General features: G+C 72.8%; 26 protein-coding genes. 3 read left to right on the plus strand and 23 right to left on the minus strand.

All coding sequences use genetic code 11. The annotated features are described in order from the left end of the window. Nucleotides 1-9 precede the first annotated feature (9 nt). Genes hisH through ACLQ21_RS13260 form a run of 4 tightly spaced genes read right to left on the minus strand, consistent with a single transcriptional unit; the run spans nucleotide 10 to nucleotide 2,720 of the window. Nucleotides 10-645 carry an imidazole glycerol phosphate synthase subunit HisH gene (gene hisH / locus ACLQ21_RS13245; protein ID WP_425664404.1) on the minus strand — a complete coding sequence of 212 codons (636 nt, stop codon included), beginning with the start codon at nucleotides 643-645 and terminating at the stop codon, nucleotides 10-12. Next, nucleotides 645-1,244 carry an imidazoleglycerol-phosphate dehydratase HisB gene (hisB, locus tag ACLQ21_RS13250; protein WP_425664406.1) on the minus strand — a complete coding sequence of 200 codons (600 nt, stop codon included), beginning with the start codon at nucleotides 1,242-1,244 and terminating at the stop codon, nucleotides 645-647. The genes hisH and hisB overlap by 1 nt, the downstream gene beginning before the upstream one ends. Before the next feature lie 9 nt (nucleotides 1,245-1,253). Next, a complete protein-coding gene (locus ACLQ21_RS13255; protein ID WP_425664408.1) occupies nucleotides 1,254-2,333 on the minus strand; it encodes a histidinol-phosphate transaminase in 1,080 nt (359 codons plus the stop codon). 36 nt (nucleotides 2,334-2,369) lie between these two features. Beyond that, entirely contained in the window at nucleotides 2,370-2,720 is a 351-nt protein-coding gene (locus ACLQ21_RS13260; protein ID WP_425664410.1) for a hypothetical protein, read from the minus strand. Nucleotides 2,721-2,957: 237 nt separating this feature from the next. Here ACLQ21_RS13260 and lexA point away from each other — a divergent pair, with 237 nt between their 5' ends. Next, entirely contained in the window at nucleotides 2,958-3,581 is a 624-nt protein-coding gene (gene lexA / locus ACLQ21_RS13265) for a transcriptional repressor LexA (RefSeq protein ID WP_425664412.1), read from the plus strand. Here the strand turns inward: lexA and ACLQ21_RS13270 are convergent. Then, nucleotides 3,578-4,714, minus strand: a complete 1,137-nt coding sequence (locus ACLQ21_RS13270; protein WP_425664414.1) for an N-acetylglucosamine-6-phosphate deacetylase — start codon at nucleotides 4,712-4,714, stop codon at nucleotides 3,578-3,580. The two genes, lexA and ACLQ21_RS13270, sit on opposite strands and share 4 nt — an antisense overlap. Before the next feature lie 29 nt (nucleotides 4,715-4,743). Then, nucleotides 4,744-6,249, minus strand: a complete 1,506-nt coding sequence (hflX, locus tag ACLQ21_RS13275) for a GTPase HflX (RefSeq protein ID WP_425664416.1) — start codon at nucleotides 6,247-6,249, stop codon at nucleotides 4,744-4,746. A 27-nt stretch (nucleotides 6,250-6,276) separates the two neighbouring features. Between hflX and ACLQ21_RS13280 the strand changes: the two genes are divergently transcribed. Continuing rightward, a complete protein-coding gene (locus ACLQ21_RS13280; RefSeq protein ID WP_425664418.1) occupies nucleotides 6,277-6,882 on the plus strand; it encodes a class I SAM-dependent methyltransferase in 606 nt (201 codons plus the stop codon). Here ACLQ21_RS13280 and dapF read toward each other — a convergent pair. From dapF to dapA, 17 genes are all read right to left on the minus strand, one after another. Then, nucleotides 6,866-7,735 carry a diaminopimelate epimerase gene (gene dapF, locus ACLQ21_RS13285; protein ID WP_425664535.1) on the minus strand — a complete coding sequence of 290 codons (870 nt, stop codon included), beginning with the start codon at nucleotides 7,733-7,735 and terminating at the stop codon, nucleotides 6,866-6,868. The two genes, ACLQ21_RS13280 and dapF, sit on opposite strands and share 17 nt — an antisense overlap. Before the next feature lie 57 nt (nucleotides 7,736-7,792). Further along, nucleotides 7,793-8,926: a glycerate kinase gene (locus tag ACLQ21_RS13290; protein ID WP_425664420.1), complete on the minus strand. Its 1,134-nt coding sequence runs from the start codon at nucleotides 8,924-8,926 to the stop codon at nucleotides 7,793-7,795. Between the two features lie 10 nt (nucleotides 8,927-8,936). Next, nucleotides 8,937-9,839 (minus strand): tRNA (adenosine(37)-N6)-dimethylallyltransferase MiaA, encoded by a 903-nt coding sequence (miaA, locus tag ACLQ21_RS13295; protein ID WP_425664421.1) that lies wholly within the window; start codon nucleotides 9,837-9,839, stop codon nucleotides 8,937-8,939. Next, entirely contained in the window at nucleotides 9,836-11,329 is a 1,494-nt protein-coding gene (gene miaB / locus ACLQ21_RS13300) for a tRNA (N6-isopentenyl adenosine(37)-C2)-methylthiotransferase MiaB (protein WP_425664423.1), read from the minus strand. Before miaB ends, miaA begins: the two co-directional genes overlap by 4 nt. A gap of 38 nt (nucleotides 11,330-11,367) precedes the next feature. Further along, the gene (locus tag ACLQ21_RS13305) at nucleotides 11,368-11,814 is read right to left on the minus strand and encodes a hypothetical protein (RefSeq protein ID WP_425664425.1); all 447 of its coding nucleotides are present in this window, start codon (nucleotides 11,812-11,814) and stop codon (nucleotides 11,368-11,370) included. A 40-nt stretch (nucleotides 11,815-11,854) separates the two neighbouring features. Next, complete coding sequence (locus ACLQ21_RS13310) at nucleotides 11,855-12,430, minus strand: regulatory protein RecX (RefSeq protein ID WP_425664427.1); 576 nt, start codon at nucleotides 12,428-12,430, stop codon at nucleotides 11,855-11,857. After that, a complete protein-coding gene (gene recA / locus ACLQ21_RS13315; RefSeq protein ID WP_425664429.1) occupies nucleotides 12,427-13,497 on the minus strand; it encodes a recombinase RecA in 1,071 nt (356 codons plus the stop codon). The genes ACLQ21_RS13310 and recA overlap by 4 nt, the downstream gene beginning before the upstream one ends. 157 nt (nucleotides 13,498-13,654) lie before the next feature. Then, a complete protein-coding gene (locus ACLQ21_RS13320; RefSeq protein WP_425664431.1) occupies nucleotides 13,655-13,876 on the minus strand; it encodes a DUF3046 domain-containing protein in 222 nt (73 codons plus the stop codon). Nucleotides 13,877-13,889: 13 nt separating this feature from the next. Next, on the minus strand, nucleotides 13,890-14,219 hold the full coding sequence (locus ACLQ21_RS13325) for a helix-turn-helix domain-containing protein (protein ID WP_425664433.1): 330 nt from the start codon (nucleotides 14,217-14,219) through the stop codon (nucleotides 13,890-13,892). A 121-nt stretch (nucleotides 14,220-14,340) separates the two neighbouring features. Then, nucleotides 14,341-14,877: a CinA family protein gene (locus ACLQ21_RS13330; RefSeq protein WP_425664435.1), complete on the minus strand. Its 537-nt coding sequence runs from the start codon at nucleotides 14,875-14,877 to the stop codon at nucleotides 14,341-14,343. Next, complete coding sequence (gene pgsA, locus ACLQ21_RS13335; protein WP_425664437.1) at nucleotides 14,877-15,476, minus strand: CDP-diacylglycerol--glycerol-3-phosphate 3-phosphatidyltransferase; 600 nt, start codon at nucleotides 15,474-15,476, stop codon at nucleotides 14,877-14,879. The genes ACLQ21_RS13330 and pgsA overlap by 1 nt, the downstream gene beginning before the upstream one ends. A gap of 46 nt (nucleotides 15,477-15,522) precedes the next feature. Next, nucleotides 15,523-18,396, minus strand: coding sequence for a DNA translocase FtsK 4TM domain-containing protein (locus ACLQ21_RS13340; protein ID WP_425664438.1), 2,874 nt, complete (start codon nucleotides 18,394-18,396; stop codon nucleotides 15,523-15,525). Between the two features lie 50 nt (nucleotides 18,397-18,446). After that, the gene (locus ACLQ21_RS13345; protein WP_425664440.1) at nucleotides 18,447-19,658 is read right to left on the minus strand and encodes an ABC transporter permease; all 1,212 of its coding nucleotides are present in this window, start codon (nucleotides 19,656-19,658) and stop codon (nucleotides 18,447-18,449) included. Next, entirely contained in the window at nucleotides 19,655-20,356 is a 702-nt protein-coding gene (locus tag ACLQ21_RS13350) for an ABC transporter ATP-binding protein (protein ID WP_425664442.1), read from the minus strand. The genes ACLQ21_RS13345 and ACLQ21_RS13350 overlap by 4 nt, the downstream gene beginning before the upstream one ends. Next, a complete protein-coding gene (locus tag ACLQ21_RS13355; RefSeq protein ID WP_425664444.1) occupies nucleotides 20,353-21,528 on the minus strand; it encodes a hypothetical protein in 1,176 nt (391 codons plus the stop codon). The genes ACLQ21_RS13350 and ACLQ21_RS13355 overlap by 4 nt, the downstream gene beginning before the upstream one ends. Before the next feature lie 93 nt (nucleotides 21,529-21,621). Further along, entirely contained in the window at nucleotides 21,622-23,295 is a 1,674-nt protein-coding gene (locus tag ACLQ21_RS13360; RefSeq protein ID WP_425664446.1) for a ribonuclease J, read from the minus strand. Between the two features lie 115 nt (nucleotides 23,296-23,410). After that, the gene (gene dapA, locus ACLQ21_RS13365) at nucleotides 23,411-24,385 is read right to left on the minus strand and encodes a 4-hydroxy-tetrahydrodipicolinate synthase (protein ID WP_425664448.1); all 975 of its coding nucleotides are present in this window, start codon (nucleotides 24,383-24,385) and stop codon (nucleotides 23,411-23,413) included. A gap of 186 nt (nucleotides 24,386-24,571) precedes the next feature. On the opposite strand from dapA, the gene ACLQ21_RS13370 reads away from it, so the two are divergent. Next, nucleotides 24,572-26,149, plus strand: coding sequence for a cell wall-binding repeat-containing protein (locus ACLQ21_RS13370; protein WP_425664449.1), 1,578 nt, complete (start codon nucleotides 24,572-24,574; stop codon nucleotides 26,147-26,149). Nucleotides 26,150-26,154: the final 5 nt, after the last annotated feature.

Consider the following 26,154-nt stretch of genomic DNA (forward strand, 5'->3'; position numbering starts at 1 on the left):
GAGTCGGGCTCAGAGGCCGCGGACCCAGTTCTGCAGCAGGCGGATGCCCGCCTCCCCCGACTTCTCGGGGTGGAACTGGGTGGCGGAGAGCGGGCCGTTCTCGACGGCCGCGATGAAGCGCTCGCCGTGCTCGGCCCACGTCACGCGCGGCTGACGGACGCGGGGGTGCGGCGCGATGCTCCACTCGGTGGCCGCATACGAGTGCACGAAGTAGAACCGCTCGTCGCGGAGCCCGGCGAAGAGCGCGGAGTCCTCGGGGGCGTCGACCTGCGCCCACCCCATGTGGGGCAGGATGTCGGCCTGCAGCCGGCGGACGGTGCCGGGCCACTCGTCGAGGCCGGGCGTCGGGCCGCCGCCCTCCTCGCCGGTCGTGAACAGCACCTGCATGCCGACGCAGATGCCGAGCACGGGCCGGCCGCCTGCGAGTCGACGGCCGATGAGCTCGCCGCCGCGGATCCCCTGGATGCCTGCCATGCAGGCGGCCATCGAGCCGACGCCGGGCACGACCAGCCCGTCGGCGTCCATCACGGCGGCGCGCTCTGCCGTGAGCTGCACGTCGGCGCCAGCGGCCTCGAGCGCCTTCGCGGCGGAGTGGACGTTGCCGAGCCCGTAGTCGAGCAGCGCCACGGTGGGGCAAGCTGCCATCAGAGCGCGCCCTTCGTCGACGGCACGCCGCTCACGCGGGGGTCGCGCTCGACCGCGACGCGCAGCGCGCGCGCGAATGCCTTGAACTCCGCCTCGGCGATGTGGTGCGGGTCGCGGCCGGCCAGCACGTCGACGTGCGCGGTGATGCGCGCGTTGAGCGCGATCGCCTCGAACGCGTGGCGCACGAGCGAGCCGGTGAAGTGGCCGCCGATCCGGTGCAGCTCGAAGCCGGCGGGCTCGCCGCCGTGCACGAGGTACGGCCGGCCGGAGAGGTCGATGACGGCGCGGGCGAGCGCCTCGTCGAGCGGCACCGTCGCATCGCCGTAGCGGCGCACGCCGGCCTTGTCGCCGAGCGCCTCGGCGAGCGCGAGGCCGAGCGCGATGGCGGTGTCCTCGACGGTGTGGTGCGCGTCGATGTCGGTGTCGCCCGAAGCCTCGACCGTCAGGTCGATGAGCGAGTGCTTCGCGAAGGCCGTCAGCATGTGGTCGAAGAAGGGCACGGTCGTCGAGATCGACGAGGTGCCGTCGCCGTCGAGGTCGAGCGAGAGGCGGATGCGGGACTCGCTCGTCGTGCGCTCGATGGAAGCAGTGCGGGGCATGCCTCGATCCTATTCCGCCCCGAGCTCCGCCATCGCGGCCAGCAGCGCGCTCGTCTCGGCGCGCGTCCCCGCCGTGATGCGGAGCGTGTGGGGCAGGCCCACGTCGCGCACGAGGATGCCGCGGTCGAGCAGCGCTCGGAAGGTCGCCGCCGGGTCGTCGACCCCGCCGACGAGCACGAAGTTGGCGTCGGACGGGTAGGGCCGGTAGCCGAGCGCCGAGAGCTCGTCGACGAGCCGGTCACGCTGCGCCCGCAGCTCGTCGACGCGCGACAGCATCTCGCCGCTGTGGCGCAGCGCGGCGATCGCGGCCGCCTGCGTGATGGCCGACAGGTGGTACGGCAGCCGGACGAGCCGCAGCGCGTCGACGACCGCGGGGTGTGCGGCGAGGTAGCCGACCCGGATGCCGGCGAACGCGAACGCCTTGCTCATGGTGCGCGACACGAGCAGTCGCGGGTGGCGCTCCAGCAGCGTGAGCGCGGTCTGGCTGCGGTCGTGCGCGAACTCCGCGTAGGCCTCGTCGACGAGCACGATGCCGCGCGCGGCCTCGGCTGCCGCCTCGATGACGTCGAGGCCGATCGACGTGCCGGTCGGGTTGTTCGGAGTGCAGAGGAACACGACGTCGGGATCGTGCTCGGCGATCGCCTCGCGCACCGCATCCGGCGTCAGGGTGAAGTCATCCGCGCGCTGGACCGGGATCCACCGCATCCCGACGCCCTGGGCGAGCAGCGGGTACATCGAGTAGGTGGGCGTGAACGACAGCAGCGACCGGCCGGGTCCGCCGAAGGCCTGCAGCACGTGCTGCAGCACCTCGTTCGAGCCGTTCCCCGCCCACAGCTGCGCCGGCTCGAGCCCGTGGCCGAGGTAGTCGGCGAACGCCTGGCGGAGCGCGTCGAACTCGCGATCGGGGTAGCGGTTGGCGTCGGGCAGGGCGCGCGCGATCTCCTGCACGATGTCGAGGGCCACGGCCTCCGGCACGCGGTAGGCGTTCTCGTTGACGTTCAGCCGCACGGGCACGTCGAGCTGCGGCGCGCCGTAGGGCGTGAGCCCGCGCAGGTCGTCGCGGATGGGGAGGTCGTCGAGGCTCGTCACCGAACCAGCCTAGGACGGCCGGCACGGCGGCGCGGATCAGCGCGAGTAGTGCGCGGGGATCGCGAGCTGCTCGCCGGGCTGGATGGCTCCGGCGATGCCGTTGAGCAGCTCGATCTCGGCGATGACGTCGCGTGGGTCGGCCTCGGGCGCGACGGCCTCGGCGATCTGCCAGAGCGACTGACCGGGCAGCACGGTGATGTGCTCGAAGCCCGCGGTCGACGTCGACGACGAGGCGACGGCGCCGGCGAGGGCGTCGCCGACGACACCGGCGCCCGCGAGCGTGCCCACGGCGAGCACGGGCGCGGCGACGAGCAGCGCCAGCGTGCGGCGGCCGCGGGGCGTCATGCGGATGCGGATGCTCGGGGTGGTCGTGGCGATGGCAGTCATTGCCTGCTCCTCTCGTGGGACTCGCGGTCGGTGCTCGGCCGGGAGCACCGACCGCGAATCTCTGTTTCGAACCTATCTTCGAACGAACCTGCACGTCAAGACTCCCGGCGAAACTGCTTTCGTCGGATTCCCGTACGACACGCTCGAATGTCTGTGTGATCCGGGCGACCCGTCGGATACGCTTTCGAATCAGATGGAGTCCACCAGGCACCACTGACATCGGGCGATCGGGGCATCATGGCGAGGCAGCTGACGGAGAAGCAGCAGGCGATCCTGCAGATGATCCAGCGCGCGGTGCGGCAGCGCGGGTATCCGCCGAGCTACCGCGAGATCGGCGACGCCGTGGGTCTCTCGTCGCTCTCGTCCGTCACGCATCAGCTCGGGCAGCTCGAGCTGCAGGGCTACATCCGCCGCGACCCGTCACGACCGCGCACGATCGAGGTGCTCGTCGACGACGAGGTCGACGAGACCGTCGGCAGCATCCAGCAGGCGTCGTTCGTGCCGCTCGTCGGCCGCATCGCCGCGGGCATCCCCATCACCGCGGAGCAGCAGGTCGAGGACGTGTTCCCGCTGCCCAAGCAGCTCGTCGGCACCGGCGACCTCTTCATGCTCAAGGTGGTCGGCGACTCGATGATCGACGCCGCGATCTGCGACGGCGACTGGGTCGTCGTGCGGCAGCAGCAGACGGCCGACAACGGCGACATCGTCGCCGCGATGCTCGACGGCGAGGCGACCGTGAAGGTGTTCAAGCAGCGAGACGGGCACACGTGGCTGCTCCCCCGGAACTCGGCGTTCGAGCCGATCCTGGGCGACGAGTCCGACGTGCTGGGCCGGGTCGTGGCGGTGCTGCGCGCGGTCTAGGCCCGAGCGGGCACGCGGCGCCCGTCTCGCCACACGCCCGAGACCCCCAGGCGACCGTCGAGAGCGACGAGATCCGCCCTCGCGCCCACACGGATCCCGCCGATGTCGACGCGGCCCACCGCGTCGGCCGGCGCCCTGGTCGCCGAGTCGAGCGCGGCCTCGAGCGGCACTCCGGCCTCGACCATGGTGCGCACGGCGCGGTCGAGCGTGAGCGTGGAGCCGGCGATCGAGTCGCCCTCGGCGAGGCGCGGGAGTCCCTGCTCGACCCGCACGTCGAGCGAGCCGATGCGGTAGGCGCCGTCCGGCATCCCCGCGGCAGCCATCGCGTCGGAGACGAGCGCGAGCCTGCCGGGGGCCGCCTGCGCGAGGAGCGCGAGCACCTCCCGCGCGACGTGCTCGCCGTCGGCGATCGCCTCGAGCGTGACCCGCGGGTCGAGCAGCGCTGCCGGCAGCGGCCCCGGCGAGCGGTGGTGCATCGGCGGCATGCCGTTGCATGCGTGCGTGAGCAGCGTCGCGCCCGCGTCGAACGCCGCGCGAGCGGTCGCGGCGTCCGCGCCCGTGTGCCCGACGGCGACCCGCACGCCCGCGGCGACCAGGCGAGGGATGGCGTCGAGTGCACCGGTGAGCTCCGGTGCGATCGTCAGCTGCAGGACGTGCCCGTCGCCGGCAGCGAGCAGCCGGTCGACCGCCTCCGCGGACGGCGGCTGCAGGGCTGCCGGGTCGTGGGCGCCGCGGTGGCTGTCGGCGAGGAAGGGCCCCTCGAGGTGGATGCCGAGCACCCGGTCGTCGGCGCGGCAGACCGCCGCCGCCGCCTCGATCCGCCGCACCAGCGTCTCGAGCGGAGCGGTCACGAGCGAGATCGCCTGCCTCGTCGTGCCGTGCGCGGCGTGGAACCCGAGGATGCCGTCCCAGTCGGGCTCGTCGTCGTCGAACGCGGAGCCGACGGCGCCGTGGCAGTGGAGGTCGACGAACCCAGGCGCGAGGGTGCCGGAGACCGCCAGGTCGGCGTCGCGCGGGGGCGCGCCCCGACCGACCGCCGTGACCACGCCGCGCTCCGACAGCACCCAGGCATCCGGCACCAGCGCCCCGTCGACGAGCATGCTGTCGGCGGTCAGCAGGAGGCTCGCACTCACGCGGTCAGCCTATGCGTGGCGGCCGGCCCCTAGGCCGCGTCGATGCGGAAGGGGGCGAGCTGCGCGAGCGCAGCCTCCGTCACCTTCGCGTCGACGCGCGTGCCCGCCTCGCCGTAGCCCTCGCTCACGACCTCGAAGCGGTCGTGGAGCATCGCGATGATGTCGCCGCGGTCGAAGGGCACGAGCAGCGACACCTCGACCTCGGGTCGCGGCAGCAGCTGACCGATGCGCTCCAGGATCGCGTCGATGCCCTCGCCGGTGCGCGCCGACGCGAAGATCGCGTCCGGCTGCAGCCCGCGCAGCACCAGCCGCTCGTCGTCGCCGACGAGGTCGACCTTGTTGAACACGACGATCTCGGGGATGGAGCGCGCTCCCGTCTCTCCGAGGACGTCGCGCACGGTCGCGATCTGCGCCGCGGGATCCGGGTGGTTCGCGTCCACCACGTGCACGATGACGTCGGACTCCGCGACCTCCTCGAACGTCGAGCGGAAGGCTTCGACGAGCTGGTGCGGCAGGTTGCGGACGAAGCCGACGGTGTCGGCGATCGTGAACTCCCGTCCGTCCGGCGTCACCGCGCGTCGGACGGTCGCGTCGAGGGTCGCGAACAGGGCGTTCTCGACCAGCACGCCGGCGCCCGTGATGCGGTTGAGCAGGCTGGACTTGCCGGCGTTCGTGTAGCCGACGATCGCGACGCCCGGGACCTCGAAGCGGTCGCGGTTCGCTCGCTTGGCCTGCCGCGCGGGCCCGAAGCCCTTGATCTGCTTGCGCAGCCGCGCCATGCGGGTGTGGATGCGTCGGCGGTCGAGCTCGATCTTCGTCTCACCGGGACCGCGCGAGCCCATGCCGGCGCCCTGCCCGCCCACCTGTCCACCGGCCTGGCGGGACATCGACTCGCCCCAGCCGCGCAGGCGCGGCAGCAGGTACTCGAGCTGCGCGAGCTCGACCTGCGCCTTGCCCTCGCGGCTCGTCGCGTGCTGGCTGAAGATGTCGAGGATGACGGCCGTGCGGTCGATGACCTTGACCTTCACCTTGTCCTCGAGCGCACGGCGCTGGCTCGGCGAGAGCTCGCTGTCGGCGACGACGGTGTCGGCGCCGAGCTCCTTGACGATCTCGGCGAGCTCCTCGGCCTTGCCTCGACCCACGTAGGTGGCGGGGTCGGGGTTCGGGCGCCGCTGCAGCATGCCGTCGAGCACGCGCGCGCCCGCCGTCTCCGCGAGCGCGGCGAGCTCGCGCAACGAGTTCTCGGCGTCCTCGGCGCCGCTCGCGCCGCCCGAGTACACGCCGACGAGCACGACGTTCTCGAGCCGGAGCTCGCGGTACTCGACCTCGGTGACGTCCTCGAGCTCGGTGCGGAGCCCATCGACGCGGCGGAGCGCCGCGCGGTCCGCGCGGTCGAGCTGCTCGCCGTCGACGTCGGCGTCGAGCGCCGGAGCGACGTCGTCGTCCTGGAGCGCCTGCGCGCGCTCCCCCCACGCGAGGATGCGCTCCGTCGCGCGCCCCGGGCCCGTGGAACCGGTCTCCTCCGGTGCTGCCATGCTTCGTCCTTCGCTACTGTCGTGTCCGTGCCGGACCATTACTTCTCACCCGATCCCGCAGCCGCCGCCTCCACCCGGACGATCCGGGTGCCGATCGCGGGCGAGGAGCGGACGATGGTCACGGCCACCGGCGTCTTCTCCGGCGACGGGCTCGACGTCGGCACCGCGGTGCTGCTGGATGCCGTGCCCGCGCCGCCCGCGACCGGCGAGCTGCTCGACCTCGGCTGCGGCTGGGGGCCCATCGCCGCGACGCTCGCGCTCCGCTCCCCCGCTGCCCGCGTGTGGGCGGTCGACGTCAATGCTCGAGCGCTCTCGCTCGTCGAGCGGAATGCCGAGCTGCTCAGTCTATCGAACATCGTCGCCGCCTCGCCCGAGCTGGTGCCGGACGAGCTGCGCTTCGATGCGATCTGGTCGAACCCGCCCATCCGCATCGGCAAGCCGCAGCTGCACGCGCTGCTCGAGACGTGGATCCCCCGGCTCGCGCCCGGCGCGACCGCTTGGCTCGTGGTGCAGAAGCACCTGGGCGCCGACTCGCTGCTGACCTGGCTGGCGGACCGCTTCGAGGACTTCGACGTCGAGCGCGCCGACTCCAAGAGGACGTACCGCATCATCGCCGTCACTGCACCGGACTGAGCGCCGCTCCGCGGAAGACGATCTCTGCCGGGCCGGTGAGCCACGCGTGGCCGCGCGCATCGAGCTCGACCTCGAGCCTGCCGCCCGGCACGTCGACGATCCAGCGGTCCGCCGCATCCCCGGACCAGTGGCGCGTCGCCATCGCGGCTGCGACGGCACCGGTGCCGCAGGAGAGCGTCTCCCCCACGCCGCGCTCGTGCACGCGCATGCGGATCGAGCCTACGCCGTCGGCGATGAGGCCGGGGACGACGAACTCGACGTTCGCGCCGTCGGCGGGCACGGGATCGAGCGACGGCGCCCGGTGCAGGTCGAGACCCGCGAGCTCGTCCTCGCTCGCGAGCGCGACGACGACGTGCGGGTTGCCGGTCGACACTCCGAGGCCCGGCCGGTCGACGTCGAGCCCGACCGCCGCGACGAGGCTCTCAGCACCGAGCTCGAAGGGCCCGAGGTCGGCGGAGAGCAGCTCCCCGCGCCGCACCACGCGCTTGACCCCCGCGCGGGTGGCGACGTCGATCCAGCCGCCGTCGGGCAGCTCCGCGAGCCGCTCGTCGAGCAGGTAGCGCACGAACACGCGCACGCCGTTGCCGCACATCTCGCTGACGCTGCCATCGGCGTTCCAGTAGTCCATCGCCCAGATGGTGCTCGCCGCGCCCTCGGCCGCGCCGTCGAGCAGGGCGTCCCCGGAGGCGCCGGACGGCACCGCCCGGATCACCCCGTCGCCGCCGACCCCGAATCGGCGATCCGCGAGCGCGCGCACGCGTTCGGGGCTGAGCGGACTGCGCCCCGCCGGGTCGGCGACCAGCACGAAGTCGTTGCCCGTGCCGTGGCCCTTCGCGAACGGCGTGTCCTGCAGCGTCATGCCCTCCAGGCTAGCGCGGCAGGATGCGCCAGCGTGGGCCGTCCGAGCGGATCAGAGCCGCGACCCGAGCGCCTCGCCCGCCTGGCGCAGCCAGCGTGCCGGCGCAGCCATCGCCGCGGCACCGCCGCCCGCCAGCTCGGTGAGCGCGATCGCGCTCGAGAAGGGCGCGCGGTCGGCCGCGGGGTCGATCCGCCCGGCGACCAGCGCGATCGGGACGCCGGCGTCGCGCGCGACCGCGAGGACGAAGCCGGGCACCTTGCCGTCGAGGGACTGCCGGTCGTAGGAGCCCTCACCGGTGACGACGAGGTCCGCGCTCCGGATGGCCGAGTCGAGGCCGATGAGCTCGGCGACCGCGGCCGCGCCGGGCACGAGCGCTGCACCCCACGCGCGGAGCGCGAAGCCGGTGCCGCCGGCTGCGCCGCTGCCGGGCAGCTCCGGGTCGGCGTCGAGCAGGGGCGCGAACCGGGCGAGCGCGCGGTCCGCGCGCGCGATGCCCGCGCCGTCGAGCCCCTTCTGCGGACCGAAGACGGCTGCCGCGCCGCGCTCCCCGAGCAGCGGGTTCGTGACGTCGGTCAGCACGATCGCGCCGCCGGTCGGCGGTGGTGCGCACGTGCTGAGATCGACGCTGACGATGGACTCGAGGCCCGCCGCACCCGGGAGGAACGGGGCGCCGTGCTCGTCGCGCAACCGCGCGCCGAGCGCCGCCAGCATGCCGGCACCGCCGTCGGTGGAGGCGCTCGAGCCGATGCCCAGCACGAGCCGGTCGACGCCGTGGGCGAGCGCCGCCGCGATCGCCTGCCCGAACCCGTAGGTGTCCGCGCTCCACGGCAGCCGGCGCTCGCCGAGCAGCTCGAGCCCGCTCGTGCTCGCGAGCTCGACCACGCCGGTGGCGCCGTCGGCGCGCTCGAGCAGCAGCCACTGCGCGGCGACGGTGGCGCCGTCCGGGCCGCGCACGTCGACCGGCATCCGCCGAGCGCCGGGCGCCGCCGAGAACGCCTCGAGGGTGCCCTCTCCGCCGTCGGCCATGGGGCGGAGCTCGACCTCGGCGCGGGGAGCGGTCGACGCGATCCCCTCGGCGACGGCCCGCGCGGCGGCAGCAGCGCCGATCGATCCCTTGAAGCTGTCGACGGCGACGACGACCCGCCGCGTGCCGGCACCACGGCCCGCTCCGATCGCCTCGCTCACGCTCCGGAGTCTAGAGCGCCGAGACCGCGCGAGCGGCGATGCTCGCGGGCTCGGCTGCCGGCGCCGCGGGATACCGCTGGAACCACGACACCTGTCGACGCGCGTAGCGGCGGGTCAGCGCCTGGGTGCTCGTGATCGCCTCCGCCTCGTCGATCCGTCCGTCGAGCTGGTCGAGCGCCTGCCGGTAGCCGATCGCCTGCTGCGCGGTCGTGCCGCGCTCGATCCCCGCGGCTCGCAGCGACTGCGCCTCCTCGACGATGCCGAGCGCCCACATCGTGGCGACGCGCGCGTCGAGGCGCGCGACGAGCTCGGCACGCTCGGCGCGCTCGTGCTGGATTATCGTCGGCCGCACGAGCGCCTCCTCCGGCGGCAGGCCGACGCGGAACGGCTCCCCCGTGAGCGTGACGGCCTCGAGCGCGCGCACGAGCCTCCTGCCGTTGTGCGGGCCGATGGCGGTCGCTGCCGCCGCGTCGACCGCCAGCAGGCGCGCGTGCAGCTCGGCGGGGCCGTGCTGCTCGAGCTCGGCCTCGAGCGTGGCGCGCAGCGCGGCATCGGTCGCGGGGAACGCGAAGTCGTAGAGCACGCTCGACGCGTAGAGGCCGCTGCCGCCGACCAGGATCGGCACGGCGCCCCGCTCCTCGATGCCGGCGATCGCCGCGAGCGCGGCCTCGCGGTAGGCGGGCACCGCCGCATCCTGCCACGGCTCGAGCACGTCGAGGAGGTGATGCGGATGGCCTCGACGCTCGTCGACGCTCACCTTCGCCGTGCCGATGTCCATGCCGCGGTACAGCTGCATCGCGTCGCAGTTGACGATCTCGGCGCGGTGACCGAGGCGCACGACCGCGTCGGCGATGTCGAGCGACCGCGCCGTCTTGCCGGTGCCGGTGGCGCCGACGACGGCGACGAGCGTCACGCGCCCGACAGCCGCAGCGTCGGCAGGCCCACGGTCGGCAGGCCCAGCGACACCGGTCGCGGCGCGCCACCGGCGGCCGGCGCCGGCACGGCGCACGAGTCGGCTTGCGCGCGGTCCCAGGCGTCGCCCGCGCGGGTGCGGCGGACCGACACCGGGGCGCCGTCGGCGATGAGGTGGAATGGCGCCGCCTGCGTCACCGCGACGGTGACGACGTCGCCCGGCCGGGGGGCCTGCTCGCCAGGCGCGAAGTGCACGAGCCGGTTGTCCTCGGCGCGGCCGCTGAGGCGGTGCGTCCGCGCGTCCTTCTTCCCCTCCGCAGCCGAGACCAGCACGTCGACCGTGCGGCCGATCTGCGCGCGGTTCTCCTCGTGCGAGATGCGGTCCTGCAGGGCGACGAGCCGCTCGAAGCGCTCCTGCACGACCTCCTTCGGCACCTGGTCGGGCATGGTCGCCGCGGGCGTGCCGGGGCGGATGGAGTACTGGAACGTGAACGCCGACGCGAAGCGCGCCGCTTCGACGACCCGCAGCGTCTCGGCGAAGTCCTCCTCCGTCTCGCCCGGGAAGCCGACGATGATGTCGGTCGTGATCGCGGGATCCTGGATGCGCTCCCGCACGCGGTCGAGGATCCCCAGGAACCTCGTCGAGCGGTAGGAGCGCCGCATGGCCTTGAGCACGCGGTCCGAGCCCGATTGCAGCGGCATGTGCAGCTGCGGCATCACCGCATCCGTCTCGGCCATCGCGTCGATGACGTCGTCGGTGAACGCCGCGGGGTGCGGGCTCGTGAACCGGATGCGCTCGAGGCCGTCGATCTCGCCCGCCGCGCGGAGCAGCTTGCCGAACGCGAGCCGATCGCCGAACTCGACGCCGTAGGAGTTGACGTTCTGGCCGAGCAGCGTCACCTCGATCGCGCCGTCGTCGACGAGCGCCTGGACCTCGGCGAGCACGTCGCCGGGTCGCCGGTCACGCTCCTTGCCGCGCAGCGACGGCACGATGCAGAAGGTGCAGGTGTTGTTGCAGCCCACCGAGATCGACACCCAGCCCGCGTACGTCGACTCGCGCTTCGTCGGCAGCGTGGAGGGGAACACCTCGAGCGCCTCGAGGATCTCGACCTCGGCCTCGCCGTTGTGGCGGCTGCGCTCGAGCAGCGTCGGCAGGGAGCCGATGTTGTGGGTGCCGAACACGACGTCGACCCAGGGAGCCCGCTCGATGATGGTGGAGCGGTCCTTCTGTGCGAGGCACCCGCCCACCGCGATCTGGAACCCCGCACGCTCGCGCTTCGTCTTCGCCAGCTGACCGAGGTGCCCGTAGAGCTTCTGATCGGCGTTCTCGCGCACCGCGCACGTGTTGATGACGACGATGTCGGGGTCGCCGTCGACCGCCTCGGTGAAGCCGGCCGCCTCGAGCGAACCGCGCAGCCGCTCCGAGTCGTGCACGTTCATCTGGCACCCGAAGGTCTTGACCTCGAAGGTGCGGATCGCGTGCGTCGACATGCCCTCCAGCGTACCGAGGCTGCGGCGCGCGCTCGGCGTCAGCCCTGCTGCGTGAGGGTGATCTCGTAGCCCGGCTGGCCGGACCCATCGACGCCCGAGAGCTCCATGGTGCCGTCGCCGACCGTGCCGGTGTACTCGATCGACTCGACGTCCCCGCCGAGGCCGCCGATGAAGATCGTGATCTCGTCGCCCTGGAGCGACCAGGTGTCGCTGTCGTCGTCGAACGGTCCATTGCCGTTCAGCTCGTTGAGCAGCACGGTGCCGTCCTCTTCGAGGACGAGGTCGAGCGAGTTGTCGGCTGCGTCCGTGCCGGTCCAGTTCGTGCCGGCCAGCTCGCTGTCCACAGAGCCGCCGTCGGCTGCCTGCGTCTGCTCGGTGCCGCCGCCGGTGCCGCCGCCCACCGGGGGGAGCTGGATGCAGCCCGTCAGTGCGAGCAGCGCGCTCGCCGCGAGTGCCGGAACAGCAAGGATCCTCGAAGTCTTCATGAGGACAACCTACCTGCCCGTCGCCTGGGGATCGGGTGCATCACCGGAAGCGAGGGCCACCACGGGTGCGCGTGCGCTCGATGGCGATGCGGACGGTGCCGCCCGAGAAGCCCCTTCGCTGCAGCCACCCCGCGAGCCGGCGCTCGAGGGTCTCGTCGTCGAGGCTGCCCATGCGGCGGCGGCGTTCAGCGGCGGCATCGATGGCGCGCTGCAGCTCGTCGTCGCGATCGGCGTCGTCGAGCTCGTCAGGGTCGAGCCCGCGCTTGCGGAGCTCTGCAGCCACCCCGCGCTCCCCCAGGTGCTTGCGCTCGCGCAGGCGCTCGGCGGTGTCGCGCGCGAGCTGCGCGTCGTCGACGAGCCCCTCGGCCTCGAGCCGGTCGAGCACCGCGGCGCGCACGTCGGGCTCGACCTCCCGCCGCTCGAGCGTGCGATCGAGCTCCTGCCGGCTGGCGGCCTTCCGCCCGAGTGCGCGCAGCGCGATCGAGCGCGCCGACTCCTCGTCGACGCGCTCGATCGCCGCCGCATCCTCGAGCTCGAGCTCGGGCTCGGGCTCGGCGTCACGCGCCACCCAGGTGGAGAGCTGCGTGACGCCGGCCAGGCGATCGCGATCGCTCACGCCCCCTGGCGCTCCTGCCTGCGGGCGTCGAGCGACTCGACGCTGCCGTTCGCCTCCGGCGCGGCCTTGCCCTGACCGATGCCGAGCTTGGCGAGGATCTGGCGCTCGATGTCGGCGGCGATGTCGGGGTTGTCCATGAGGAACTGGCGGGCCTTCTCCTTGCCCTGCCCCAGCTGGTCGCCGTCGTAGGTGTACCAGGCGCCCGACTTGCGGACGATGCCGTGCTCGACGCCGAAGTCGATCAGGCTGCCCTCGCGCGAGATGCCGACGCCGTAGAGGATGTCGAACTCCGCCTGGCGGAAGGGCGGCGCCATCTTGTTCTTGACGACCTTGACGCGCGTGCGGTTGCCGACCGCCTCGGTGCCGTCCTTGAGCGTCTCGATGCGGCGGATGTCGAGCCGCACGGAGGCGTAGAACTTCAGCGCCTTGCCGCCCGCGGTGGTCTCGGGGCTGCCGAAGAACACACCGATCTTCTCGCGCAGCTGGTTGATGAAGATCATCGTCGTCTGCGTCTGGTTGAGGCCACCGGTGAGCTTGCGCAGCGCTTGCGACATCAGGCGAGCCTGCAGGCCGACGTGGCTGTCGCCCATCTCGCCCTCGATCTCGGCGCGCGGCACGAGGGCCGCGACGGAGTCGATGACGACGAGGTCGATCGAGCCGGAGCGGACCAGCATGTCGGCGATCTCGAGCGCCTGCTCACCGGTGTCGGGCTGCGAGACGAGCAGCGCGTCGATGTCGACGCCGAGCTTCTTCGCGTACTCGGGGTCGAGCGCGTGCTCGGCGTCGATGAACGCGGCGATGCCGCCGGCGCGCTGCGCGTTCGCGATCGCGTGCAGCGTGAGCGTCGTCTTGCCGGACGACTCCGGGCCGTAGATCTCGACGATGCGCCCACGCGGGAGCCCGCCGATGCCGAGCGCGGCGTCGAGCGCGATCGAGCCGGTGGGGATGATCTCGACCGGCGCGCGGTCCTCGCTGCCGAGGCGCATCACCGACCCCTTGCCGAACTGGCGGTCGATCTGTGCGAGCGCCGCCTCGAGCGACTTCTCGCGGTCTGCGGGTGTGGGCATTGCTGGCCTTCCGTTGGTGGTGCGCTCACGCTACGGCGGGCCGCTGACACGCGGGCGGCCCCTGGTCCCGCCTGTGGATGACGGGCTCGTCGTGCACGGCAAGCCTACGCCCGGATCGAACGAGTCTTCGAACACGCGTGCGGCGTGTCGCCAGCGCTCAGCGCCGGGGCGTCCGCATCCCTCGGCCGTGCCTGCGCTCCACCGGCACGTCCTTCGCATCGCACAGCGCCTGCCAGATCTCGCGCGCCGGCACGCCAGCGGCGAGCGCCTCGGCCGCCGTGCGGCCACCGAGGCTCCCCAGCGTCGTGTCGGTCATCAGCACCGCGCCGAGCGCGCCGAACTCCTCCGTGACCGCGAGCTGCAGCTCGCTCGTCCTCACCCTCGCCCTGCCTTCAGCGGACGGCTGCGTCGAACTCCGCCACGAGCTCGTCGGGCAGCGTGTCGGGCACGGTCGAGCCCATCGCCCCGAACTCGCCGTAGCTGAGTCCCTCGAGCACCGCGAGGCGGTCGCCCACCTCGCGCAGGATGCGCGACAGCGGCACGTCGAGCGCGTCCGCGACCGACGCGAGGATCTCGCTCGAGGCCTCCTTCTGCCCGCGCTCGACCTCGCTGAGGTATCCGAGCGCGACCGACGCACGCGATGCGACCTGGCGCAGGGTCCTGCCCTGCCGGAGGCGGACGTCGCGAAGGACGTCGCCGATCTCCTGTCGTACCAGCACCATGGTCTCCCCCTTCACCGTGGTCGGATGCATCATCTTAGTCGCAGCTTCCCTGCGTCCAGCCGTGCTCACCACGTCCTTCACAACGCCAGTCTCACACCGCGCATTCCGTGGGCCGCCCTCGTCAGGTTGTGGATTCGCTGTGCATCACGAGGTCGGTGCGCTCGAGCGCAGCGTCGAGCGCCTCGAGGGCTGCGGTGAGCGCCGCGTGGCGCACCGCCTCACGGTCGCCGCGGACCACGTGGGAGGTCGCACTCGCGTCGAGCCCGTGGGTCGTCTCGACCTCGATGCCGATGTGGAACTCGCCCGGGGGGTGGTCGTCCTGCGCCCCCGGTCCCGCGACGCCCGTCGTGCCGACCCCGATCGTGCACGCGGAGCGGTCGAGCGCGGCGAGCTGCCGCACGCCCCTCGCCATCCAGATCGCCACGTCCGGGTCGACGGCGCCGCGCTCCGCGAGCAGCTGCGCAGGCACGTGCAGCACGCGCTGCTTCATCTCCGTGGCGTAGGCGACGACGCCGAGCCGCAAGACCACGGAGGCGCCCGGCGTGCGGACGAGCGTCTCGGCGACGAGGCCGCCCGTGAGCGACTCGGCGATGGCGATGGTCACGCCTCGAGCGGCAGCGCGCGCGACGATCCGCGCGGCGAGGTCAGCAGCATCCATCAGCGTCCTCTCATGACGTGCACCACGAACTCGATGCCGGAGTAGATGGTCAGGGCGACGGCGACCGTCATCGTGACGACGCACACCCAGACGGCCCACTCGCCGAGCCATGCCTGCAGCGGCAGCAGCGCGAGGGGCAGCGCGATCGCCTGCGCCATGGTCTTGGCCTTGCCGGCCCAGTCCGCGGCGATGACGACCTGGTTGGCGACGACGAGCCGGTAGACGGTGATGCCCACCTCGCGCAGCAGCACCACGATCGTGATCCACCACGGCAGCTCGCCCAGCAGCGACAGCACGACGAAGGCACTGCCGGTGATCGCCTTGTCGGCGATCGGGTCGATCAGCTTGCCGAAGTCGGTCACGAGACCTCGGCTGCGCGCGATCTGCCCGTCGACGAAGTCGGTCGCGATGAGCACCGCGAACAGCACCGCGGCGACCGTCCGCGCGAGGCCGGGCTCGGGGTTGGTGAGCGCGACGACGATGAAGACGGGGGTGAGCAGGATGCGGGCGACCGAGATGAGGTTCGGCACGCTCGCGACGCTCGCGGGCGAGTCGCCGCGGCGCCACACGCGCCCGCGCCACGGACTCAGGATCCCCATGCTGCGAGGCTACCGACTCCGCCGGCGGGTTCCTCTCGGCGGACCCTCAGTCGCGACCCGTCAGCGACCACGCGTCGTCGTCGCCCTCGTCGGCCTCGACGATCTCGAGCCCGTCGCGGTTCGCCTCGTCGAACGGGTCGGCGTAGCGGTCGTCCTGCTCGATCCAGGCGCCCGCGTCGTCGTCGGATGCGTCGTCGGCTGCGCCGTCGACGTCCTGCGCGGCAGCGGGGGCGGGCGCGGGCGTGGCGGCACGCGGGGCGGGCGCCGCCGAGGGGCCCTCCCCACGGAGCGACGCGAGCACCTGGGCGAGGTTGTCGGGCGGCACGAGCACGTCGCGCGCCTTCGATCCCTCCGACGGGCCGACGATCTCGCGCGACTCCAGCAGGTCCATGAGGCGGCCGGCCTTCGCGAAGCCGACCCGCAGCTTGCGCTGCAGCATCGACGTGGAGCCGAACTGCGTCGAGACGACCAGCTCGGCGGCCGCGCAGAGGTCCTCGAGGTCGTCGCCGATGTCGCTGTCGATCTCGCGCTTCTCGGCCACCTCGGCGACGTCGTCGCGGTACTCGGGCTGCGCCTGCCCGGTGACGTGCTGCACGACCCGCTGGATCTCCGCCTCGTCGACCCAGGCGCCCTGCACGCGCATCGCCTTGTTCGCCCCCATCGGCAGGAAGAGGCCGTCGCCCTGGCCGATGAGCTTGTCGGCGCCGGGCTGATCGAGGATGACGCGCGAGTCGGTGACGCTCGAGACGGCGAACGCGAACCGGCTCGGCACGTTGGCCTTGATGAGGCCGGTGACCACGTCGACGGACGGCCGCTGGGTCGCGAGCACGAGGTGGATGCCGGCGGCGCGCGCGAGCTGCGTGATGCGGACGATCGAGTCCTCGACGTCGCGCGGCGCGACCATCATGAGGTCGGCGAGCTCGTCGACGACGACCAGCAGGTACGGGTAGGGCTTGAGCGAGCGCTGGCTGCCGGCGGGCAGCATGATCTCGTCCGCCCGCACGGCCTTGTTGAAGTCGTCGATGTGCTTGTAGCCGAACGACGCGAGGTCGTCGTACCGCATGTCCATCTCCTTCACGACCCACTGCAGCGCTTCGGCCGCCTTCTTGGGGTTCGTGATGATGGGCGTGATGAGGTGCGGCACGCCCTGGTAGGCGGTGAGCTCGACGCGCTTGGGGTCGACGAGCACCATCCGCACGTCGGCGGGCGTCGAGCGCATCAGCAGGCTCGTGATCATCGAGTTCACGAACGACGACTTGCCGGAGCCGGTGGAGCCGGCGACGAGCAGGTGCGGCATCTTCGCGAGGTTCGCGACCACGTAGCCGCCCTCGACGTCCTTGCCGATGCCGATCGTCATGGGGTGCTTCGAGTCGGCGGCAGCGCGCGAGCGCAGCACGTCGCCGAGCTTGACGATCTCGCGATCCGGATTGGGGATCTCGATGCCGATCGCGCTCTTGCCCGGGATGGGCGAGAGGATGCGCACCTCGTTCGACGCCACGGCGTACGACAGGTTCTTCGACAGCGCCGTGACGCGCTCGACCTTGACGCCCGGCGCGACCTCGACCTCATAGCGCGTGACGGTCGGCCCGCGGGAGAAGCCGGTGACCTTGGCGTCGACGTTGAACGAGCTCAGCACCTGCGTGATGGCCGCGACGATCTCGTCGTTCGCCGCCGATCGCGCCTTGGGCGGGTCGCCCTGCCCGAGGGAGGCGATGGACGGCAGCCGGTAGGGGCGCTCGCGCAGCGTCGCGGCGGGCGCAGCGGCGGTCTGCGAGGGCAGCTCCGAGGTCGCGCCCGGGACCTCGCCGGTGTGCTTGCGCATCGCCTCCTCCGCCTGCTCGAGGGAGGCGAGGACGGCGGTCGCGTAGTCGTCGTGCGCCGAGTCGTCGTGCTCCTCGGGCTCGGCGGCCGGCAGCGGCTCGACCGGTGTCGCCGGCACGCCACCGACGGGCACGCCACCGACGGGCACGGCGTCCACGTGGGTCGTGGGCTGCTCGCGGTCGACCACGACCGGTGTGTCATAGGCGGGGTCGACCTCGCGGCCCGTCGAGTTGCGGCGCCAGAACGGCAGCGCATCGGGGTCGTCGACGAGCTCGTCCTCCGCGATCTGGGCGGCCTCGGCCTTGGCGAGCTCCTTCGCGTCGCGGCGCTCGCGGCGAGCGGCCTCGCGCTCCTCCGGTGCGAGCGTCTCGACGCCGAAGAGGTAGCCGTAGAGGTCGCGGAGGCGCTCGGGGATGCGGTTCGGCGGCGTCCTGGTGATCACGAGCACCGAGAGCAGCGCGATCAGGCCGCAGATGATGCCTGCACCGATCGGCGTCAGCAGCGCCGCGAGCGGCGCGGAGATGACCCAGCCGAGCATGCCGCCGGCGTCGGCGAGGGCGGGCATCCCGAGCGACGCATCCGGCATCCCGAGGAGCACGTGGCACAGCCCGGCCACCGCGATGAGCAGCATCGCGATGCCGACGCCGACGCGGCCGTTGTCGCTCACCGAGGCGGGATGCCGGAACATCCACAGCGCGAGCAGCACGAACACGACGGGCAGGGCGATCGCGACCTGGCCGAACAGCCCGCCGAGCGTGTAGGCGGAGATCGCCTGCGCGACCTGGTTCGTCGGCAGGATCCACTCGACGACGGCCCCGGCGATCGCGAGCAGCGTGAGCAGGAAGGGCACGCCGTCGCGGCGCTCCTCCTTCGCGAGCGACTCGCGGCCGAAGACGCGAGCAGCAGCGCCGGTCGCGTGCGCGAGGCCCATCCAGGCGCGCTGGCCGACGCTCGGGCCGTGATCCTCGAAGGTCGGCTGCGAGGTCGTCTGGCGCGCTCGCTGCACCTTGGTGGTCGCGGTGGCGCCCTTGCCCTTCGGTGCTGCGCTGCTGGTCTTCGCGCTGGTCGAGCGCGGGCGCGTCGGCGTGGATCTGGACATGCGCACACCCTAATCGCCGGTGCCGACGCGGCCGCGGAGGCGCTCCGCGGTCAGAAGCGGATGGCCTCGATCACCTTCGAGCGCACCGCGATCGTCGCCGGGATGCTGCCGGCGAGGGCGCCCACGGCGGCAGAGACGAGCAGGCCCGTGACGGCGGCGCTCATCGGGAACCCGGGCAGCTCGACGCCGCCGACCCCTTGCGTGAGCGTCTCCTGCACCACCGGCAGCCGGTAGGCGAAGATGCACAGCGCGATGCCGATGGTGCCCGCCACGACCGTGCCGACCACCGACTCGAGCATGACCGCGGCGAAGATGCGGCCGCGGGAGGCCCCGAAGGCTCGGCGGATGCCGAACTCGCGCACGCGCTGCCGGATCGAGACGACCGCGACGGTGACGAGGCCGAGCGCCCCGAGCAGCAGGATCACGACCGCCGTGCCGATGAGCGTGAGCTGCAGCGGCAGCAGCGGGTCGAACCCGCCCTCGAACGCCTGCCAGTCCTGGCGGCTGCCGTCGACCGAGCTGCCCGGCAGCGCGGAGCGGATGTCCTGCGAGAGCATCCGCACGCCGTCGTCGGCCATCTCCTCGGGCACCCAGGCCTCGAGCTGCAGGCCCGAGATCATCCCCGAGCGGCCCGCGGCGTCGGCGACCCGCACGACGTCGCGGGGCAGCATCCACGCCTGCGGCCAGTCGTCGCCCATGCCGCGATCGACCACGCCCACCACGACCGCAGTCGTGCCGTCCAGCTCGACCGTGCGGTGCAGCTCCATGCCGCCGCCGCCGAGCGTGTCGAGCATGCCGCGGTTGACGACGATCGCGGGCGCGAGTCGGGCGCGGTCGCTCTCGACCAGGAAGCGGCCCTCGGCGACGGCCAAGTGACGCATGACGGCGAAGTCGGGCTCGACGCCCTCGACCTGCACGCCCATCCCCTGCGGGAGCGCCAGGTGCGCGTTGGTGCGCGCGCTCGCGTACTCGACGCCGTAGCGATCGACGGCCGCTTCGATGGCATCGAGCGCCGCGACGTGGTCGTCAGCGGACGGCGCGTCGGCCGCGGCGGGGCTGATCCACATCGTGAGGGTCGCAGGCCGGCCGCCGTTCGACTCCATCGAGACGAGCAGCGTCGAGCGGGCGAGCTCGCCGACGGCGACGGATGCGGTGAGCGCGGCGATCGCCACCGTGACGCCGATGAGGCTCATGAGCACGCGGCCGCGGTGGATGCGCAGCTCGGTCCAGGCGTCCTGGATCGCGGCGACGACGTCGGTCACGCGGGCACCTCGATGCGCTCGAGCGGGCGCAGCCGACCGTCGACGAGCTGCAGCACGCGCCGCGCGCGGCTCGCGACGGCGAGGTCGTGGGTGATGGTGACGAGCGCGGCGCCCGCGTCGGTCGCGACCCGGTCGAGCAGGTCCATCGTGCGCGCGCCCGTCTCGATGTCGAGCGCGCCGGTCGGCTCGTCGGCGAGGATGAGCCTCGGCCTGCGGACGAGTGCCCGCGCGATCGCCACCCGCTGCTGCTCGCCGCCGGAGAGGTGCGTGGCCTTCGTGTCGAGCCGGTGGCCGAGCCCGACACGCTGCAGCATCTCGCGGGCGAGGTGCGCCCGCCGCCAGTAGGCGCGCCCGGCGCCGTAGTGCAGCGGCACGGCGACGTTCTCCGCCGCGGTGAGCCCCTCGATGAGGTTGAACTGCTGGAAGACGAAGCCGACGCTCGAGCCGCGCAGGCGGTCCCGGCGGCGGGCGCGCATGAGCGCGACCGGCTCGCCGTCGAGCTCGACGACACCGGTGGTCGGCTGGTCGATGAGCCCGAGCAGGTTGAGGAGGGTCGACTTGCCGGAGCCGGAGCGGCCCACGATCGACACCCGGTCGCCCGTCTCGACGTCGAGATCGACGCCCTTGAGGATCTGCAGCGCGGGGCCGTCGATCGTCGCGAACTGGCGCGTGACCGCGCGCAGGTGCAGGAGCGTCACGGCGCGAAGCCGCCGTCGAAGCCGCACACCATCGGATCCGCCGTCATGGGATCGGCGCAGGGATCGACGGCGCCCGGCACGAACTGCAGCACCTGGTCGCCCTCGGCGAGCCCAGAGCGCACCTCGACGCGCGTGCCGTCGGTGAGGCCGAGCTCGACGCGCACCTCCTCGGCCTCGCCCGAGGCGCCTGGGCGGTAGACGAGCCCCGAGTCGGCGCTCCCGAGCACCGCGGTGGTCGGCAGCAGCAGCGCGTCCTCCGCGGCGCCCGCGACGAGCTCGATGGTCGCGGCGAGGCCGACGAACACGCGCACGTCATCGGGGACCGCGCAGCTGAGCGTGGCGCTCGCGCCGGTCGTCGCGGCCTCGCCGGTGGGCTGCGCGATCGTGACGCCGCCGCACTCGAACGGTGCCGGCCCGCCCTCGATCGTGACGGTCGCGGTCTCCGGCTGGGTCGTCAGCCGGTACTGCTCGGCCGCACCGACCGAGGCGCGCACGAGGTGCTGGGGAGGCTGCACCGCGCCGGTCTCGGTCGCGACGTCGACGCTCTGGTCGACGAGCACCGCGAAGCCGGTGAGCGTGCCCGTGGCCGGCGCCGTGACGTTGTAGACGCGGGACGTGGGCGGGGCCGCGGCGCCGTCGGCGGCCGGCGGCGGCTGCGTCTCGACACGCACCGTGTAGAGCACAGCGCCCTCGGCGACCTGCTGCCCATCGGCGGCGTCGACGCGCGCGACGGTTCCGGCGCGCGTGGAGCGCACCGGCACGGCCTCGACGGGCACGATCGAGCCGTCGACCGAGACGGCGTTCTCGATCGAGCCCCGCTCGACGGCCACCGTCGGCTCCTCGAACACGGCGCCGGGGAACACCTCGTCCGCGGTCGCGGGCTCCGCCGAGGGGAAGAACGCGAGCTTGACGAGCGCGACCGCGATCGCCGCTGCGACCAGCAGCTTGAGCACGGGCAGCACCCAGGTGCGCCAGGCGCCCGGGCCGCGCGCGGCCCGCTCCGCCTTGCGCAGCTGCTTGCGCTCGAGCCGCTCGAGCCGCGCCTGGCGGCTCGCGCCCCGACGGGCCTCGCGAGGCGATCGGTCCGCGTGAGCGGGCGGCGCCCCGGGCACGTCGATCTGGGCGGTCTGGTCCTGCTCGAGCACGGCGGCGTCCTCTCGGATGCGGCGCACGCCCCTGTGCGTCAGCGCCCTGCCCTCACGCTAAGCCAGCGCGGACGCGCCCGTCCTCCTCCTGAAGGATGAGATCCGCTCAGCTCGGGAGCGCTACGCCTCGATCACGACTGGCACGATCATCGGGCGGCGGCGGATGCGCGTGCCGACCCAGCGCCCGACCGTGCGTCGCACGACCTGCTGGTACTGGTGCTGGTCGCGCACGCCCTGCTCCCCCGCCTCGGCGAGCGCCTTGACGATCTTGGGGCGGATCTCGTCGAAGATCGAGTCGTCCTCGGCGAAGCCGCGAGCGTGGATCTCCGGGCCGACGATGACCTTGCCGGTCTGCGGCTCGACGGCGATGAAGATGGAGATGAAGCCCTCCTCCGCGAGCGTGCGGCGGTCCTTCAGGTCGGCCTCGTCGATGCGGCCCACCGAGGAGCCGTCGACGTAGACGTAGCCGATCTCGACCTGGCCCGCGACGCGGATGCGGTGGTCCTTGAGGTCCCAGACGGTGCCGTTCTCGCCGACGAACGCCCGCTCGCGCGGCACGCCGGTGTCGATCGCGAGCTGCGCGGCGGCATGCAGGTGGCGGTACTCGCCGTGCACGGGGATGACGTTCGCGGGGCCCAGGATGTTGTAGCAGTAGAGCAGCTCGCCCGCCGAGGCGTGGCCCGAGACGTGCACCTTCGCGGAGCCCTTGTGCACGACCTTCGCGCCGAGCTGCATGAGCCCGTTGATGATGCGGAAGACGGCGTTCTCATTGCCGGGGATGAGGCTCGACGCCAGGATGATCGTGTCGTCCTCGCCCACCTCGATGCGGTGCTCGCCGTTCACGATGCGGCTCAGCACGGCCATCGGCTCGCCCTGAGAGCCGGTCGACATGAACACGACCTCGTTTCGGGGCAGGTTCTCGGCCTTCTTCTGGTCGATCACGACGCCGTCCGGCACCTTGAGGTAGCCGAGGTCGGCGGCGATGCCCATGTTGCGCACCATCGACCGGCCGACGAACGCGACCTTGCGGCCGTTCTCGGCCGCCGCATCCAGCACCTGCTGCACGCGGTGCACGTGGCTCGAGAACGACGCGACCACGACGAGGCCGGTGGTCTTCGCGATGACCTGCGAGATGACCGGGCCGATCTCGCGCTCGGGGGCGGTGAAGCCCGGCACGTCGGCGTTCGTCGAGTCGACGAGGAACGCGTCGACGCCCTCCTCGCCGAGCCGCGCGAAGGCGCGCAGGTCGGTGATGCGGTCGTCGAGCGGCAGCTGGTCCATCTTGAAGTCGCCGGTGTGCAGCACGAGGCCCGCGCTCGTGCGGATCGCGACCGCGAGCGCATCCGGGATGGAGTGGTTGACCGCGATGAACTCGGTCTCGAACGGGCCGAGCTGCTCGATGCCTCCCTCGCGCACCGTGTGCGTGTAGGGCTTGATGCGGTGCTCCTTGAGCTTCGCCTCGACGAGCGCGAGCGTCAGCTGCGAGCCGAGCAAGGGGATGTCCGCCTTGAGGCGCAGCAGGTACGGCACCGCGCCGATGTGATCCTCGTGGCCGTGCGTGAGCACGACGCCGACGACGTCGTCGAGGCGGTCGCGGATCGGCCCGAAGTCGGGCAGCACGAGGTCGACGCCGGGCTGGTGCTCCTCGGGGAAGAGCACGCCGCAGTCCACGATGAGCAGCTTGCCGTTCAGCTCGTACACGGTCATGTTGCGGCCGACCTCGCCGAGGCCGCCGAGCGGGATGATGCGGAGCGTGCCTGCCTCGAGCTGGGCAGGCTGGGTGATGGCCGTCAAAGGGCCCTCCTTCGTATGGGGCTCGCCCTGCGCCGAAGCGCCGGCGAGCGGATGTGGTGGTGGGTGCGCGCACCTCGCGCGCTGCGTGGTCGTGGGACCCGGTTCCGGGTCGGGGCTATCGGGTGGTGCCGTGCACCTTGGGCAGGGCGCCGCCAGCGGCCGCGTTGCGGTCCGGGCTGAAGCGGCTGAGGTCGAGGCCGTCGACACCCCCGACGAGGGCGATCTCGTCCTCGATGAGCGCCGCCTCGGCGTCCTCCGGCCCGACGAGCGGCAGGCGCACGCGCGGGCTGCCGATGCGGCCGAGGCCGTGGAGGATGTACTTGGTGGCGACCGTGCCCGGCACGTGCGTCATGGTGGCCCGCACGAGCGGCTCGAGCGCCTTGTGCTGCTCCTGCGCCGTGCCCAGGTCGCCCGCGTTGACCGCGTCGATCATGGTGCGGTACGGGCGCGGCGCGATGTTGGCCGTCACGCCGATGAGGCCGGACGCGCCGATCGCCAGGTGCGGCAGCACGTTGCTGTCGTCGCCGGAGAAGTAGAGCAGGTCGGTCTGGTTCAGCACGCGGCTCACCTCGGCGAAGTCGCCCTTGGCGTCCTTCACGGCGAGGATGTTGGGGTGCTTCGCGGCCCGCACGAGCGTCTCGTACCGGATCGGGATGCCGGAGCGGCCGGGGATGTCGTAGAGGATGACCGGCAGGTCGGTGGCGCCCGCGATCATCCGGAAGTGCGTGAGGACGCCCGACTGCGTCGGCTTGTTGTAGTAGGGCGTGACGATCATGATGCCGTCGGCGCCGGCGCGCTCGGCCTGGCGCGACAGGTCCATGGCGTGCGCGGTCTCGTTGGAGCCGCCGCCCTGGATGATCTTCGCGCGGTCGCCCGCGACCGCCTTCGCGACCTCGACGAGCCGGATCTTCTCCGGGTCGGTCAGCGTGGAGGTCTCGCCGGTGGTCCCGGAGACGACGATGCCGTCGGCCCCGTTCGTCACGACGTCGTCGATCAGCCGCTCGACGTCATCCCAGTCGACCTCTCCGTCGACGCCCATCGGCGTCACGAGCGCGACGAGCACCTGACCGAAGGGATTGGGATTCACCATGCAAGGGTATCGCGCCACGCGTGCGGCGCCCTTCCCGAGCGGATCGCTGCTCCGCTCGCCCGGACCGGGCGCGCCGAGCGTGGCCGAATCGTTATCGGTCATCGCCTCGAGCACCGCGCACGCCTGCATAGGCTCGCGCTCGAACACCACGACGCAGCGCCGCTGCCCTATCCCGTCAGGACCGCCATGCGCGCACTGCTCGCCCTCACCGCTGCCTCCGCCCTCGTGGCGACCGGACTCGCGACCGCCGCCGCGCCCGCGGAGGCGTTCGAGACCCACCGCATCGAGGGCGCCGACCGGTACGCGACCGCCGTCGAGATCGACCGAGCGATGGATGCGGTCGGCGGCCCGGTCTTCCTCGCGAACGGGCAGAAGTTCCCCGACGCGCTCGCCGCGGGACCTGTGGTGGCGGCGGAGGGTGGCCACCTGCTGCTCACGGCGCCGGATGCCCTGCCGGCCGTGGTGGCCGCGCGCATCCAGGAGCTGGCGCCGAGCGAGATCGTCGTGGTGGGCTCCTCCGCCTCGGTCTCGGACGCGGTCGCGCAGCATGCGGCCGACGCGGCGCGGCGTGGCGGGGCCGATGCTGAGCTCGCCAGGATCGGCGGTGCCGACCGGGTCGAGACATCGCTGCTGCTGCTCGACCGCCTGCTCGAGAGCGGCCCCGTGACGCACCTCTGGGTCGCGTCGGGCGCCACGTTCCCCGATGCGCTCGTCGCGGCATCCGTGGCGGGCCGCCACCACCACGCCGTGGTGCTGGACCATCACGGGCCGAGCGCCGAAGCGGCGCGGGCGTGGCTGGACGCCGTCGGCTCGCGCGTCATGGGGAGGCACGTCCAGGTCGCCGGTGGGCCGTCGTCGGTGAGCGATGCGGACGCGGACGGACTCTGGAGCTTCGGCACGCGCTCCGTCGACCGGATCGCGGGGCGCGACCGCTACGAGACCGCTCGGATGATCAACGATGCCTGGGGCGCTTCGTCGACGCCGGAGATGCTACTCGCGACTGGCGAGAACTTCCCCGACGCGCTCGCGGGAGCGGCGCTCGCAGCCGCGTCAGGAGCTCCGATGTACCTGACGCCCAACGGCTGCCACGCGGCGATCACGCCCACGCTGCGCGCCGAGGCGTCGAGGCTCGGCGTCCAGGCCGTCGTCGGGCTCGGCAGCGCCGCGACCGTGAGCGACGGCGCCCTGCGGCTCGGACCCTGCGCGACGACCCTGCAGCAGCAGATCGGCCAGGTGTACGGGACGTTCGCGACGCAGCGGCACACGGGCCGCGGCTCGCGCGTCATCGACCTGGGGCGGGAGATCCCGTACGCGCAGGTGGTGGCGCAGCTGTCGTCGAGCAGCTTCACCGGCATCCACGCGCTGGACCGCGACCAGCAGCACGTCGACTCCATCGCTTGGGGCCACCGCACGTACAGCGGGACGTCGCTCGTCATGCCGCACGGGTCGGCCGTGGCGCGCTACCTGCGCGTCGAGAGCGATGGGGCCTGGACGATCGAGGTGCGCGATCTGACGAGCGCCCCGGTGCTGCAGGGCGCGACGAGCGGCGGCTCCGACGCCGTGCTGCTGTACGCCGGCCCCGCGGCACCCGTCTCGAGCACGAACGGCGGCTCGGGACGAGCCTTCTCCGCGCAGGAGCTGCACGGCTACTGGCAGTACGCGCTCCCCTTCGGGCTCGACGCGCGGACGTCTGGCACGCTGCACCAGGGCCCCTCGGTGATCGGGATCAGGGCGACGCAGCCGTGGACGCTGCGGGTCGGCTGATCGAG

The sequence above is a fragment of the Agrococcus sp. DT81.2 genome, from assembly GCF_049844935.1.
Lineage (GTDB): Bacteria > Actinomycetota > Actinomycetes > Actinomycetales > Microbacteriaceae > Agrococcus.